Source organism: Pseudomonas sp. GW821-FHT04C07, from assembly GCF_059420325.1.
In genome coordinates this window covers 85,971-100,460 of record NZ_JBWKTM010000012.1, presented here as the reverse complement: position 1 = coordinate 100,460, position 14,490 = coordinate 85,971, and the positions used below count along the sequence as shown (strand labels likewise).

The 14,490-nt window shown below is 57.6% G+C and carries 14 protein-coding genes and 1 tRNA gene; 3 read left to right on the top strand and 12 right to left on the bottom strand.

Translation table 11 applies throughout. The features are described from left to right. The first annotated feature begins 4 nt into the window (after positions 1-4). Together AC07UI_RS21375 and AC07UI_RS21370 are read left to right on the top strand one after the other, a co-directional pair. Positions 5-1,141, top strand: coding sequence for an ImmA/IrrE family metallo-endopeptidase (locus AC07UI_RS21375; RefSeq protein WP_494994378.1), 1,137 nt, complete (start codon positions 5-7; stop codon positions 1,139-1,141). Next, positions 1,138-1,635: a DUF4411 family protein gene (locus AC07UI_RS21370; RefSeq protein WP_494994377.1), complete on the top strand. Its 498-nt coding sequence runs from the start codon at positions 1,138-1,140 to the stop codon at positions 1,633-1,635. The genes AC07UI_RS21375 and AC07UI_RS21370 overlap by 4 nt, the downstream gene beginning before the upstream one ends. Before the next feature lie 515 nt (positions 1,636-2,150). Here AC07UI_RS21370 and AC07UI_RS21365 read toward each other — a convergent pair. The 8 genes from AC07UI_RS21365 to AC07UI_RS21330 form a co-directional block, all read right to left on the bottom strand. Then, positions 2,151-2,225, bottom strand: a tRNA-Thr gene (locus AC07UI_RS21365). 73 nt (positions 2,226-2,298) lie between these two features. After that, positions 2,299-3,126 carry an FkbM family methyltransferase gene (locus tag AC07UI_RS21360; RefSeq protein WP_494994376.1) on the bottom strand — a complete coding sequence of 276 codons (828 nt, stop codon included), beginning with the start codon at positions 3,124-3,126 and terminating at the stop codon, positions 2,299-2,301. 200 nt (positions 3,127-3,326) lie between these two features. Continuing rightward, positions 3,327-4,568 (bottom strand): nucleoside deaminase, encoded by a 1,242-nt coding sequence (locus AC07UI_RS21355; RefSeq protein ID WP_494994375.1) that lies wholly within the window; start codon positions 4,566-4,568, stop codon positions 3,327-3,329. Positions 4,569-4,875: 307 nt separating this feature from the next. Further along, positions 4,876-6,105, bottom strand: coding sequence for a methyltransferase (locus AC07UI_RS21350; RefSeq protein WP_494994374.1), 1,230 nt, complete (start codon positions 6,103-6,105; stop codon positions 4,876-4,878). After that, positions 6,086-6,775, bottom strand: a complete 690-nt coding sequence (locus AC07UI_RS21345; RefSeq protein ID WP_494994373.1) for an ABC transporter permease — start codon at positions 6,773-6,775, stop codon at positions 6,086-6,088. Before AC07UI_RS21345 ends, AC07UI_RS21350 begins: the two co-directional genes overlap by 20 nt. After that, positions 6,772-7,467: an ABC transporter permease gene (locus tag AC07UI_RS21340; protein WP_494994372.1), complete on the bottom strand. Its 696-nt coding sequence runs from the start codon at positions 7,465-7,467 to the stop codon at positions 6,772-6,774. The genes AC07UI_RS21345 and AC07UI_RS21340 overlap by 4 nt, the downstream gene beginning before the upstream one ends. Positions 7,468-7,545: 78 nt before the next feature. After that, complete coding sequence (locus AC07UI_RS21335; protein ID WP_494994371.1) at positions 7,546-8,298, bottom strand: ABC transporter substrate-binding protein; 753 nt, start codon at positions 8,296-8,298, stop codon at positions 7,546-7,548. Between the two features lie 14 nt (positions 8,299-8,312). Further along, entirely contained in the window at positions 8,313-9,086 is a 774-nt protein-coding gene (locus AC07UI_RS21330; RefSeq protein ID WP_494994370.1) for an ABC transporter ATP-binding protein, read from the bottom strand. Between the two features lie 555 nt (positions 9,087-9,641). On the opposite strand from AC07UI_RS21330, the gene gabP reads away from it, so the two are divergent. After that, on the top strand, positions 9,642-11,033 hold the full coding sequence (gabP, locus tag AC07UI_RS21325) for a GABA permease (RefSeq protein WP_494994369.1): 1,392 nt from the start codon (positions 9,642-9,644) through the stop codon (positions 11,031-11,033). An 85-nt stretch (positions 11,034-11,118) separates the two neighbouring features. Here the strand turns inward: gabP and AC07UI_RS21320 are convergent, their stop codons facing one another. The 4 genes from AC07UI_RS21320 to AC07UI_RS21305 all read right to left on the bottom strand — a co-directional run bounded on the left by AC07UI_RS21320 (position 11,119) and on the right by AC07UI_RS21305 (position 14,290). Continuing rightward, positions 11,119-11,574, bottom strand: coding sequence for a hypothetical protein (locus AC07UI_RS21320; RefSeq protein ID WP_494994368.1), 456 nt, complete (start codon positions 11,572-11,574; stop codon positions 11,119-11,121). Between the two features lie 65 nt (positions 11,575-11,639). Beyond that, positions 11,640-12,704 (bottom strand): PDDEXK nuclease domain-containing protein, encoded by a 1,065-nt coding sequence (locus tag AC07UI_RS21315; protein ID WP_494994367.1) that lies wholly within the window; start codon positions 12,702-12,704, stop codon positions 11,640-11,642. 184 nt (positions 12,705-12,888) lie between these two features. Further along, on the bottom strand, positions 12,889-13,287 hold the full coding sequence (locus AC07UI_RS21310) for a hypothetical protein (RefSeq protein ID WP_489076552.1): 399 nt from the start codon (positions 13,285-13,287) through the stop codon (positions 12,889-12,891). Between the two features lie 37 nt (positions 13,288-13,324). Continuing rightward, positions 13,325-14,290, bottom strand: coding sequence for an alpha/beta hydrolase family protein (locus AC07UI_RS21305; RefSeq protein WP_494994366.1), 966 nt, complete (start codon positions 14,288-14,290; stop codon positions 13,325-13,327). Between the last annotated feature and the right edge of the window lie 200 nt (positions 14,291-14,490).

Here is a 14,490-nt window from a genome sequence, read left to right as displayed (position 1 = left end):
CCCTATGAGCCAAGCCGCCTTCGTCAATCCAAGCCTGCTCACATGGTCTCGTGAGCGCGCGGGTCTCTCTACTGAGCAGGTTGCTAAAAAGCTGCCAGTGAAACCTGATCGAGTAGAGGAATGGGAGGCTGGCGAGACCAAACCAACATTCCTTCAGGCTCAAAAGTGGGCGAATGTCGCTCACATCCCTTTTGGCTTCTTGTTTCTTCAGCACCCTCCAGTCGAACAACTGCCTTTACCTGATCTACGGACAGTGGGAGGGATTGCTCCTCAACGCCCCAGCCTGGAACTGTTGGACACCGTAAGGGATGCCATACGTAAGCAGGACTGGTACTTGGAGTATCTGCAACGCCAGGAGCATCAGCCGCTGGCATTTGTAGGTCGTTTCAATAGCCGATCTCAAGTCAGAGAGGTGGTGGACGATATCCGCCGGATCCTCGGCGTGAACCCTGACATTGCTCGATTGGATTACGAAAAATACAGCCGTGCCTTGATTGAGGCTGCAGAAGCGGCTGGCATTTTGGTTATGCGCAGTGGCATTGCTCTAGGGAATACTCATCGCAAACTTGAAGTGAGCGAGTTTCGGGGTTTTGCCATCAGTAATGCCTATGCCCCCGTTGTATTTATCAACAGTTCCGACGCACCCACCGCCAGGCTGTTCACCTTACTTCACGAGCTGGCTCATATCTGGATCGGTCGCAGTGGAGTGTCTGACGGAAATACCCCAAATGGCCGAGATGAGGAACGTTTCTGCAATGCAGTTGCAGGTGAGTTTCTGGCTCCCGAAGCCCAATTCCGCGCCCTATGGAACGCAGATGTTAACTGGGAAGACAATTTAACTCCGCTAGCCACTCGGTTTCACATCAGTAAATTAGCTATCGGTCGCCGCGCATTGGATCTTGGTTATATAAGCCAAGCGCATTACAGCGCTTACTATCGAATGATCCTCAAGGCTTTCCAGGATGAAAAAGGTGGTGCTGGTGACTATTACCGTAACGCCACCGCGAAAAACAGCTCTCGCCTAAGCAAGGTAGTGCTGACCGAAGCAATGAGTGGCCGGATGCTCCTGCGAGATGCGGGACACTTGCTCGGTGTGCAACCTGCCAAATTAAGGACTCTCGCCAGCAAGATTACGGAATGAATCATTTACTCGACGCTAACACACTGATCGAAGCAAAGAACCGTTACTACGGGATGGCTATCTGTCCCGGATTTTGGCAATGGTTATTACTTAAAAATAAAGCATTAGCTTTAGCCAGTATTACACCTGTAATGGATGAGCTAACAAAAGGGCATGACGATCTGGCGGGTTGGGCGAAGGATAATTCTGATTTCTTTCACTCCATCGCCGATCAGGATGCGCAACTGGCATTCGCCCAGGTTGCGGGGCTTGTGGCTGGTCAAGCGCCTAAGATGAGAATAGGTGCTATGGAAGAGTTTTTAGCGGGTGCTGACCCTTGGTTAATTGCGAAAGCGATGACTACAGGGGCTACAGTCGTTACTCATGAAGTGCTGAATCTCGACGCTAAACGAAAATTCATCATTCCCAATATTTGCCAGGTACTTAATGTTCCTTTTTTGAATACGTTTGAGTTGTTGCATAGACTTGAAGCAAGATTTGTGTTGCCCGAATGAAAATAAGATGGCTTGCTCAAATCGCCCGGGGGTTGGAGTTTTTAGCAGAGTGCACTATGCGCTTTCCGTCTGATTTTCAACGGGTTTCTTCAAGAAAAAAATGGGGACACCCCCCTAATGCCAGTCAGTTAAGACATTACGCGAACCGTAGCAGCTGCCGAAGGCTGCGTCCGGCTGCGCAGCAGTCGTAAAACAGTCACTGCGGTATTCCAGACAAATCGTGGAAGCAGGATTTGCGACGGCTTCGCCGCCGGACGCAGCCTTCGGCAGCTGCTACGGGGGACAGTGCTGAACCTGAAATTCCTTAACTGACTGGCATTAGGGACACCCCCACGTTTTTCCTGAGCAGGCATTGGCTCTGGAAAGGGGGCAGATTTATTTTCGATTTCTCAGAAAGGCACTAGGGGAAGCTGCACGGCAAGCTCAATCAGGGCGAGGCCTCTGGGGCACAAGTGCAATCACATCAAACCCCAGAAACAACAAAGGCCCGCATTTCTGCGAGCCTTCGTTTTGTATGGTGCGGCACCAGGAGTCGACCCCGGGACCTACTGATTACAAGTCAGTTGCTCTACCAACTGAGCTATACCGGCGTGTCAGGGCGACGATTGTAACGATTGGTTTGGCTCTGTACCGCCCTGAAAACAGGCTATTTTTACACGAGGCTCAAGCGCGGCTGCGAACCAGCACATTCTTGAGTTTTTGAATAGCTCGCCATGACCGGCTGTTTCTCATGGCGTGCAGTTCTGCCTCGGCTTTTTCGGCCCGGCGCCGTTCGGCGATCAGGTCTTTTTCGGTGCCGGATACGGGGTGGCTGAATTTATGCCCGTAGCAAAACTGGAAGTCGTCCAGGTTGCATGGCGGGATGTCGAATGCCGGTTTGAGGTTCAGGTGTTCTTCGGCCAGGTAGAAGGTGTTGATGCCGTCGAACTGCACGGGGTGGTAGCGGGCGTCGGTGACGATTTTTTCCCAGGTCTGGTCGCGGTTCCATGGGGTTTCGATGAGGATGATCCAGGGCCGCCATTTGTTGAAGTCCATGCCGCGCAGGACGGTTTCTTCATGGCCTTCGACGTCGATTTTCAGAAAGTGGATCGGGCCGTTTACGTGTTCTTCGCAGATCGAGGCCAAGGTCCGCGACTGGACGGTTTGGCTGCGCACGTCCATGCCGGCGTCTTTGTGTTGCCTGGCGATGTTTGCATCCAGGGTCGAAAGCCCGGTGCCGGCGATCCCGTAGAAGGTGAGGTCTTGTACGGTTTCTCCGGCCACGCATTGAAGGTTTGTGTCCAAGGGCCGTTGCTGGCAAAGGGCGTCATAGTAGCCCTGGAGCGGCTCGATGTTGATGCCGTTCCAGCCGTGGTCGTAGAACGCCCGGGTGACCGAGTCCAGGGTGGGATCATTGGCCCCGACGTCAATGTAGAAACCGTTTTCGATGTACTTCAGCGCGCGCCACAACCGTATATCTTCGAAATTTTGTGCGTAAGAAATGAACGTCACTGTCTCTTCCTGATAGTCCGAACTGCGTTGGGATGGTGGCGCGCGCGCCAATCGCTTCAGTGCCTGTGTTGCAGGCCCGATGTCAGAGTTTAGCTATCTTGAGGCGGAACGTGTGGTGGCGAAGCGGCCAAATACGGGTGCGGGGCCGCAGGCCCGTTGATCGCACAACGGGCCTGGCCTTTGCAGGTTACTTCAGCGTGCTACACGCCGTTCTTGACCGCATTGATCAAGTCCTGGCTCAGGACCTGGGCCGGAGCCACTTGCACGCTTTGGGTGTAGAACGGTGGAAGGTCCTGGGCCAGTATCGACAGCGCCTGAGGCGTGACATTACCCGGCAGCAGTACGTATTGCAGGTTCGACGGGTAACTCTGGGGAACCGGGCCTTCCATGGTCGAACCGTAGGCACCGAGGGTCATCACCGCTTGCGCGGTGGTGGGGTCGGGAGCGTAGAGGAACACGAAGGTGCCGTATTTTGGGTGCGTCAGGTATTGCTCGGCTTGTTCGCGTACCAGTGGGTCCGGGTCATTCATCAAGGTCCAGCGCATGACGGCGTAGCCGCGGGTGGTTTCCATGAACGCGGTTCTAATCGGTGACTCGTTCTCTACCCCGCCCAGGCACACCAGCAAGTTGCCGAAGGGGTCGAGCAGGGCCACGGAGTTGAAGACCTCGGCTTGCTGTGCGGTCTTGAGCAGTGGCGGCGCCAGTTCGGCACCGGGGTCTCGCGGGTTGGTCGATTGAACGGTCAAGGCGTACGGGCTCAGCCTGGACAGCGCCTTGCGCACCGGGCTGTTGGCCGGGAGTGTCGCGGGGTTCTTCAGCTTTGAAGGTTCCACGCCACTGTTGTTGCTCGCTTCGCGCACTGTGTTGACGCTGGCGTCGAAGATCGAGCCGGTGAGGTAATAGGCTCGCGAATTGATGGTCTGGCCGGCGAACACCGGGCTTTTTGATCCTTGATAGGCACGATTGACCGGATCGCCGACGGCGTAATAGCCCCAGGTGTCTTGCGCCTGCTGACGAATCTGCGGCGGCAGGGACGGGAAGTTGAACTCGCTGTTGTAGTTGACCCCGGCATAGGTATCGATCGCGCTGACGGCGACGTTGAAACCGGCAGTGAGCAGGGCGCCGGCACACATGGCGCAAGGGTCCAGGGTGGTGACGATGGTCAGTTGGCCGGGCGTGGGAAGGTTCAGCGCCGCGACGTTTTCGTAGTACCAGTCGACCAGCTGCCGCTCGCCGTGGGCGGTCGGGTCGTGAGGCAGGAAGTAGGTGGTGCCGCTGCCCGGGAAAGGCATCAGTACGTTGTTGTGTAGTGCGGCGATGACCTCGCCGGTGGCGTTATCGATGATGGCGCCACCGACGGCGAAGGTTTTCTGCATGGCGGCGAGAATGGCCTGATCGGCGACGGTATCTACAGCTTCCTGCGCACTGTTCACTGTGCTCATGGTGTGCGAGCTCCTTGCTGTCCTCTCGCCAGACCATTCTGGCGTTTGAAGACGATAGCTCAGCTTTTCGAGCGCGTTTATGCCCTTTGGCTTGAACGTTTATGCACAACTGAGTGGTTGCAAGTCTGGACAATGCGCCATTTTGTGATCTGGTTCTCATTTGTGCGCAACTGGCTGTTTTTTCGGTTTTTTATTGGCTGGACGAAAATTGAACAGTTGTTGTTTCAGCTCTGAAATGGCTCTGGAATTGGATCCGCGAAAGTTTCATCAACAGAGTTATCCACAGGCTTGGGAGTAAAAGGGGGGGCTATTTGCGTTCGGCCAGCAGCATCAGGTTGCGGGGTGTCAGTGGGGTTTCGCAGAACACTCCGAGGCGCACGCGGTAGTTTTGCTCTTGCAGAAAAAGTGCCCGATCAAGCACCAGCCAGAGTTCCAGTGGCCGACGAAACAGGCCGCGTAGCAACTCCAGGTTGCGCACCTGCGCCAGGCGTTGCCAGCCAGCGGTTTCCAGTGCCGACCAATCCTGCTCGACGGTGGATAAATCTTTGAGTGCGGCGAGATCACGGCAGTAGTCGGCGAACGGCTTGTCCAGCCAGGCGCTGGGCAGTGAGGGTGTTGCCAGATACTCGTCGCACCCGCGCAGTTGCCGTTGCAGCAGGTCGAAGGCCAGCCGTCGGGCCATTGAGGTATCACGCTGGCGCCGTACGCGAGCGCCAGCAGTGACGGTTTCGCTGAGGGGCAGCGCCAGATCATCGAGCGATAGCTGTAGGCCAGATGCCTTGGCCGCGCCTGAAAGTGCCTGGTACTCGCTGCTCTGGATGCGGTTGTAGCAGCAAGGCGCGATTGCCAGTTGCTTGCAGCCCGCTCCGCTGGCCAGTTGCATCAGACGCACGTGCAGGTCGCCGCAGGCATGCAGCGCGACCGGGGTGTGTTCGGCGGTCAGGCGAGCAGCAGCGTCCGTTGCCAGGACGTCTTGCTGGACATGGGTAACCGGTAGCTGATGTCGCTGGCTGAGCTGTTCACCGGCATCGATCAACGCCGGGTCGTATTCCAGGCAGGTCAGCTGTTGTCCGGCGTGCAGCAGGCGGCGCCCCAAATGGCCTTTACCCGAGCACCAGTCGAGCCAGTGTCTGGGCTCCTCGGCAAATTGCAGGCACTGGGCAAAGGCCTCGATCTGCTGCCACTTGCGTCCGGGAACATCGACGTTCAAGCGTCGGGCGGCAGGATCGAGCGGATGGCTGGGCAGTTCGCCGACAGCGCTGAGTGCGGCGGACGTGGCGGCTAACGCTGAAAACGGAGCGGGGGCATCGAGGTGTTGTGGCTGGTTGTGGCTGGCTTCGGCGTCGTCCAGCGAACGTTGCCGTAGCCAGTTGGCCAGCTCGGGATGCTGCGCTTCCCACGGCAGCTGCCGATGGGTAAAAGGACGCGGTCGCCACAGCGCCTGATGCTCGATCAGAAACGCGTCCAGTGCCTTGAAACGGGCGAGCAGTTGCTCGCCCGTAAGCAGCGGCGGCAGATCAGCGTCCCTGAGAGGCATCGACGCGCAACCAGCGCTCCAGCAGCTTGAAGCCGCGCACCAGCACATAGGCCATCAGCAGGTAGAACATCCCTGCAGCGAAGAAAATCTCCACTGGCAGATAAGTCCGCGCAATGATGGTTCGGGCCATGCCGGTCAGTTCCAGCAAGGTCACGGTGCTGGCCAGCGCGCTGGCCTTGAGCATCAGGATCACTTCGTTGCTGTAGGCCGGTAAACCGATCCGCGCTGCACGCGGCAGCATGATGTAGAACAGCGCCTTGGGGCGCGACATGCCCAGAGCACGCGCCGCTTCGATTTCGCCGGGTGGAATGGCCTGGATCGCGCCGCGCAGGATCTCGGCGATGTAGGCCGCCGTGTGCAGGGTCATGGTGGCGGTGGCGCACCAGAACGGATTGCGCAGGTAAGGCCACATGGCGCTTTCACGCACCGCGTCGAACTGCGCCAGGCCGTAGTAGACCAGGAACAACTGCACCAGCAGCGGCGTACCACGGAAGAAGAAAATGTAGGCGTAAGGCAGGGCGCGTACGTACCTGCTCCGCGACGAGCGGGCGATACCCAGCGGAATAGCCAGCAGCAACCCGAGGATGACGGCGATAGCGACCAGTTCCAGGGTCAGGGTCGCGCCCTGCGCCAGTTTAGGCAGCCACTTGATGATCACTTCCCAGTTCATTGCGTGCTCCTGGCGAAACCGCGAGCGGCGCGTTTTTCCAAAAAGTGCATGCCGGTCATGGCAAGAATCGTCAGGCCCAGGTACATGAAGGCGGCAACCATATAGAAGGTGAACGGCTGCTTGGACACGGTTACGCCGATTTGCGCGTGGCGCATGATTTCTTCCAGGCCGATGACCGACACCAGCGCGGTGTCCTTCATCAGGATCATGAACAGGTTGCCCAGCCCTGGCAGGGCAATGCGCCACATTTGCGGCATGATCAGCCGGGTGAAAATCCGAAACTTCGACAGGCCAAGGGCCACGCCGGCTTCACGATGGCCTTTGGGGATCGCCAGAATCGCACCGCGAAAGACTTCGGTGGCATAGGCGCCAAAGCACAAGCCAAGGGCGATCACGCCGGCAGCGAAGGCATTGAGTTCCAGATCGGGGTTGCCGAAAAACTCACCCAGCGCCCGCATCAGGTTGACCGTGCCGAAGTAAATCAGCAGCACCCAAAGCAGTTCCGGGATGCCTCGAACCAGCGTCGAGTAAGTACCGCCAAGCCATTGCAACGGCTTGTACGGGGAAGTCTTGGCCAAGGCGCCGAGCAGACCGAGAACCAGCCCCAGGCACAATGCCGAGAGAGCCAGTTTGACGGTCATCAGCGCGCCGGCGGCGAGCGCCGGGCCGAATCCGTAGAGATCGATATTCATGGATTTTTATTCAAATCGCAGCAGGCTTTGCTAAGGACCGGCAACCGCCTGAGGCGGTGCCGGTCGGGCGCGTCAGTATCAATAGATGCTGAACGGGAAGTACTTGTCGTTGATCTTCTTGTAGGTGCCGTCAGCCACGATTTCTTTCAGCGCAGCGTTCAGCTTCTCGCGAATCGGGTCGCCTTTGCGTACAGCGATACCGATCTTGTCGCTTTCTTCCACCGGGTCGCCCTTGAACTCATAAGGCTTGCCGGCATCGCTTTTGAGCCACTCATAGTTGACGTACTTGTCTGCCAGGATCGCGTCGACGCGGCCGGAAGTCAGGTCCAGGTAGGCGTTTTCCTGGGTGTCGTAGAGTTTGATCTCGACCGCGTCACCCAGGTGGTCTTCCAGCCAGGTACCGGCCAGGGTCGCGCGTTGGGCACCGATGACTTTGCCTTTCAGAGAGTCTTTGTCGGTCTTGAAGTCGGTTTTGTCTTTGGCCGCGATGAATTGCAGCTTGTTCGAGTAGTACGGATCGCTGAAGTCGACGGCTTGCTTGCGTTCTTCAGTGATAGACATCGAAGAGATCAGGAAGTCGAACTTCTTCGCGTTCAAGGCCGGGATGATGCCGTCCCAATCGGAGGTGACAATGGTGCACTCGGCTTTCATCTTGGCGCACAGGGCGTTGCCGATTTCGACGTCGAAACCGACGACCTGGCCGCTGGCATCTTTATTGTTGAACGGCGGGTAGGCCGCTTCGATGCCCATCTTCAAAGTTTCGGCAGCCGCGGTGGCGCTGAAAGCCAGGGTAACGGCAGCGGCCAGGAGGAATTTTTTATAGCTCTGCATTGGGTGTTGCTCCGTTAGCGGTTGCTGGACATGAATTGTTTGCAGCGCGCCGAAAGCGGGTTTTCGAACACCTGCTGTGGCGATCCTTGCTCTTCGATCAGACCCTGATGAAGGAATACCACTTCACTGGAAACCTGTCGGGCAAAGCCCATTTCATGCGTGACCAGAAGCATGGTGCGGCCTTCTTCGGCCAGCGCGCGGATCACATTAAGTACTTCCTGGACCATTTCCGGGTCAAGGGCCGAAGTCGGCTCATCGAACAGAATGACTTTGGGTTGCATCGCCAGGGTGCGGGCGATGGCCGCGCGTTGTTGCTGACCGCCGGAGAGTTGCGCGGGGTAGGCGTGGCGTTTGTCGGCGATGCCGACCTTGGCCAGCAGGGCTTCAGCGATTTCGGTGGCTTCGGCCTTGCTCTGCCCGAGTACGCGGCGCGGCGCTTCGATGATGTTGTCGAGCACGCTCATGTGTGGCCAGAGGTTGAAGTTCTGGAACACGAAACCGATTTCGCTGCGCATGCGGTTGATCTGCCGGCCATCGGCAGCGATCAGCTCGCCGTTTTTCGCGGCTTTGAGCTTGAGCTCTTCGCCAGCCACCAGAATCTGGCCCTGGTGCGGGTTTTCCAGCAGGTTGATGCAACGAAGGAACGTGGACTTGCCGGAACCGGAGGAACCCAGGATCGAGATCACATCGCCGTCGCGTGCGGTCAGCGAGATACCTTTGAGTACCTCAAGCGTACCGTAGCGTTTATGCAAGTTGCGGATTTCAAGCGCGGGCGTGGCCTCAGCCATGTGCGGTCCTCATGTGTTCTATTGCGCTCCTGCTGTAGGCGGCCGTCCTGGCGAGGCGGCCAAGCTAGCATAGCGTTTGAATGACAGCCAACAGCGCTACGGGGCGCAAACGGGGGGCGTGTGGGGGGTTGTCGCATCGGTGCAGCAGACTGTCGCGCCATCAACAACCGAACACTCGTTTGAACCTTCATCCCGGCGGGTGTCGCGTAAAAAAGGGCGCGATGGTGCCAGCTTTGGCCGGGTGTTGGAAGCGCTATGCAACCAAACGGCCCCACATCCGCCCCTTAATTGTGCGTGGCGTGCTTTGAGAGTGTGTTTTTGGTGCGCCCATTCATTCTTTAAGTGGGTGGACAGGTAACGTTCTGGCTAAATGCCATTAATCTCAATGGGTTGTGATGATTGTCCGATTGCTCTACAGCTCCCGGAAACTGGCGCAATGAAACATTTTGGCGCAGAACTTGCGTAAAAAATAAGGAACGCTCCGTTGGATTCTTTTTACGAGAAAGTCTGCAGACGGAGTGGACTGAATCGCTCTTCATCGCAAAGGTAGTTTCAATGAGCAATACCCAAAGCTCTAATGGCCTCGAACAGGGGCTTAAACCGCGGCATGTGACCATGCTGTCGATCGCCGGAGTCATCGGCGCCGGCCTGTTTGTCGGCTCCGGACACGCCATCGCAGCCGCCGGTCCTGCGGTACTGCTGGCTTATGCAGCCGCCGGTACTCTGGTGGTATTGGTGATGCGCATGCTGGCCGAAATGGCCATTGCTTCGCCGGACACCGGCTCGTTCTCGACGTATGCCGATCGGGCGATCGGTCACTGGGCCGGCTTCACTATCGGCTGGCTGTACTGGTGGTTCTGGGTGTTGGTGATCCCGCTGGAAGCCAACGCTGCGGCAACTATTCTGCACGCCTGGTTTCCCGGCATGGCGATCTGGGCTTTCACCCTGGTCATTACGCTGCTGCTGACGGCGACCAACCTGTGCAGCGTTAAGAATTATGGCGAGTTCGAATTCTGGTTCGCACTGGTCAAGGTCGTAGCGATCATCGGCTTTATCATCCTTGGCGTGCTGGCGATTTTCGGCCTGCTGCCAGGCAGCCAGGTCAGCGGCGTCTCGCACCTGTTCGATACCCAAGGCTTCCTGCCTAACGGCATGGGTGCGGTTCTGGCCGCGATTCTGACCACGATGTTCTCGTTCATGGGCACCGAAATCGTCACCATCGCCGCCGCCGAATCGAAAAACCCGGGTCAGCAAATCTCCAAGGCCACCAACTCGGTGATCTGGCGGATTGGCTTGTTCTACCTGGTGTCGATCTTCATCGTCGTGGCGCTGGTGCCATGGAATGACACAAGTCTGGCGCAGGTCGGTTCCTACCAGACCGTGCTCGACCGCATGGGTATTCCTAACGCCAAGCTGATCGTTGATCTGGTGGTATTGGTTGCTGTAACCAGCTGTCTGAACTCGGCGCTGTACACCGCTTCGCGCATGCTCTTCTCTCTGGGCAAGCGCGGCGATGCGCCGGCAGTCTCCAAGCGCACCAACAACAGCGGCACGCCTTACTGGGCGGTCATGCTGTCTACCGCAGCAGCGTTCCTCGCGGTATTCGCCAACTATGTGGCCCCGGCTGCAGTGTTCGAATTCCTGCTCGCCAGCTCCGGTGCCATCGCTTTGCTGGTGTACCTGGTTATCGCCATATCCCAGCTGCGTATGCGCCAGAAGCGCATGGCCGCCGGTGAGAAGATTGCCTTCAAGATGTGGCTATTCCCGGGGCTGACCTACGCGGTGATCGTGTTTATCGTCGGCGTGCTGACCATCATGCTGTTCCAGGAAGAGCATCGCGTGGAAATTCTCGCCACGGGTCTGCTGAGCGTTCTGGTGGTCGCAGCGGGCCTGCTGGTGGCGCGTCGTCGCAAGCTCGAGAAGCGTGGGGCGACGGTGTTGAATTGATGGTTTGATTCATCGCTTAATGAAAACGGCCGCTGTCATTCCTGACAGCGGCCGTTTTTGTTACTGGGTGCTTTAACGAATGGGTTTACTCGTTCGTTTCCATAAGCACATCGAGTGCCTTTTTGTAGCTGTCCAGCGCAGTCCCGAAATCGCTTATGACTTCAGGATCTTCGAGCCAGCGCTGGGCTTGCTCGCGATCAATACCGTCGGCCCACATGCGGTAATCAATCAGCATATCCGCGGCCAGGTGAGTGGCGGCCATTGCCTCGTTCTCGGCATTTTCCATGTCCAGCAGTTCCGGCTGGTCCTCGATGATTTTGCTGAGCGAGTGGAGCATGTTCACCAGCATCTCTACGCGACCGGTCTTTTCCGTTTCCTGCATAAGACCGAACATCGTCAAGATGTCTTTCGGAATTTGCTCATCGCCGATGTCGGTCGGATCGTCGTGCATTGCCGTGGGTCTTCTGATCCCCATGCGCAGTTGCTTGGCTTTGGTCTTCGCGCGTTTGGCGCGTTTCTGTTGTTTGTTCAGTGATGCCATGGGTTTCGGTCGTTTTCAGGAGGGAGATTGCTGAGCATTAAAGCGCAAAGTGAAGGAGTGATAAATCATTCCGATAGCGGACTCTGACTGAGCAGACGCTCCTCCAGTACCGCCCGCTCGCGATCCAGTTCGGCGCGAAGCTCTTCTTCACTCGGCAGCACTAGTTTGTATTTACTGGCGAACAGCTGTTCGTTGCCCTGGAGTACCGAGTAGCGCACCACCGACTCATCTTTCTGCGCACAAAGAATAATGCCCACCGTAGGCCCGTCATCCGGCCCGCGCTTGAGGTCGTCGTACATACTCACATACATGTCCATCTGGCCGATGTCTTGATGGCTCAGTTCGCCACGTTTGAGATCGAAGATCACGAAGCATTTGAGCAGGTAGTTGTAGAACACCAGATCCAGGTAAAAGTCTTTGCTATCGGTGCTGATGCGTTGCTGCCGAGCGATGAAGGCGAAGCCTTTGCCAAGCTCCAGCAAGAATCCTTGCAGCTGATTGATCAGTGCTTGTTCGAGGTCGTTTTCCAGAAGGGTTCCGGCGTTAGGCAGGCCAAGGAACTCCAGCACCACAGGGTCGCGTACGAACTCTCGTGGGCTTTTGTTGAGCGTCTGAAGATGGGTGACTGCTTCTTGCTCGACCAGAGGGCGATCCTTGCTGGCCAGCAAGCGCTCGTAATAGAGCGTTGCGATTTGTCGTTCCAGCGCGCGTGTTGACCAGTTAAGCGTGGCGGTTTCGTCCATGTACCACTGGCGGGCGTTGTTGTTTTCAACTCGTAGCAGAGTGCGGTAGTGGGTCCAGCTCAATTCGGTACGCACTGCGTTCCACATTGGGAATGTTCGGTAGAAGTCTCGCATGTGGCGCAGGTTTCGCTCATCGAAGCCTTTTCCAAACTCTTCAGTTAGCCGCTTGGCCAGTGTTGGCAGCAATCGCTTGCCATAGGCGGCCCGCTCAGCGCCCCCCTGCTCGAATTCAACAATATGCCTACCGATATGCCAGCAGGTTTGCACTTGCAGCGTATCCACCGCCCGCAGGGCTTTCTGGCGTGCCTGGCGGATCAACTCGCCGAGACTGCCGAGCAGTGGCGCGAGTTGTAGATTTTGATCGTGGGTTGAAGAGAGGGTGCTCATGGAGTCTTCCGCAGTGAGGGCTGGTGCGCGGTCGTTGACCGAAGCAGGCAGAAGAGGATGCCTGCAAGCGCTGATCTGGCTTTGCGGGAAGGGTCTGATTAATCGGCAGGAAAAGGCGGTAAACGACAACGGCCGCCGTCAGTGATGACGGCGGCCGTTTTTTGTCGATTCGAAAAAGTTAGCGTTACGACTTCAGCAATGCGTCCGAGGCCGCCACATAGTCAGCCTGGAAGGCTGGAGATTCGATCCAGGCAAGAGCCGTTGCCTCGTCCGCCTCCGTGGACCACTGGCGATACTCGATGAGTGCCGCGAGTATGAAGTCGGTCGCGCCGTCTTCGCCTTCCTGTTCGTACACCAGTTCCAACAGCGGGTCTTCCAGGAAGGTCGTGCACATCGCTTGCTGACTGGTTTTTTCGGCGTCGATCATTTTTTTGAACAGTTCGGTCAGATCCACCGATTCGAAGTCGATGCGATCGTCGTTCGGGTCCAACTCGACCGGCGCGGCGGCTCGTTGAGTGCGGTTCTGCTTGGCTTTCGCTTTAGCGCGGGTAGCGCGTTTGTGTTGTTTGTTCGCGGATGCCATGGGCGTCGTTCCGTATTCCGTTGAGAGGGCAGGCCACTCAGCTGCGTGGCACTCGACGCCCGGGGGTGTCGGGTGTCAGCTCGCCGTTTTGCAGCCAGGACAATGCAATGGGCCATAGTGTGGCTTGGTAAGGGCTGCGAAAAAAGGCGAAATGTCCGACTTCCACTTCGCCGATGTCTTCTGGGGCGATTCGCAGGTGGGTGTTTGTACTGCCGGTGAAGTAGCCGAGCAGGCGTTCGATGGCAGCAATTGTGCCATAGGGATCGTCGCTGAGGCTGATGGCCAGCGTTTGTGCGGTGACGCTGGCGAAGGGCAGTCGGCCGTTTCTGGCGTGGATGGCGCGACCGCTGGGGCGCCTCTCGTAGTGGGCGGTGGGCGTGCTCCAGTCGCGAACCACGCCGGCGGGCGTGTCTTCCAGCCAGCCGAGGCGTTTGCCGGGGAAATATCCGCAAACCAGCGTCACCAATGGCATCAGCAGGTGCCACTTGCCGAACATCCGCCAGCGATGGGCAGGCGCATAGTCGCGCCAGTAGGCGAACTGCGCACCGACTGTCACCAGGCGTCGGATCACGTGCCCGGAAGCGCCTAACCCCGCCGCACAGCCGCCGAAGCTGTGGCCGACCACGTCGATGGGTTGGCCGGGAAACTCCCGTTGAGCGAGTTTGAGTATCGCTTCGAAATCCAGCGCGCCCCAGTCGGTCCATGAAGCCTGAAGTCCTTTCAGCGATGTCGGACGAGACTCGCCGATGCCGCGGTAGTCATAGGTGATGACGTCGAAACCATTGGCGAACAGGTAATCGGCGAAGCGCGAGTAGTGTCGGCAGCGCACTGAGGTGGCGGCGTTGATGATGACTACCGGTCGCATTGCGTCCACGAGGGCGTGTCGCCAGGTGAAGCCGCCAAGGATAAAGCCGTCGGCGGCAGGTTCCTTGAAGGGCTCGCTTTGCGTTTCTGTGGCTGACGATTCTGGCCTGAGCGTGGAGGGTACGCTGTGTAGATTCATGGGGCTGAGCCCTGGCGATGACGAGCCCAAGAATGAACTTCAACGTTCGCGTTGCGCAACGTTTTGGAGTCGGCGGTCGCGCGCGCGACGCAATGCAGTGCGTCACTTACCGGAGGGTCTGATTCGGGTGTACTGAATGTTTGGTTCGATTCGCACTGAGCTCAAGTTCGAATCGATCTAAAACCCTGATCCTCGGTCAG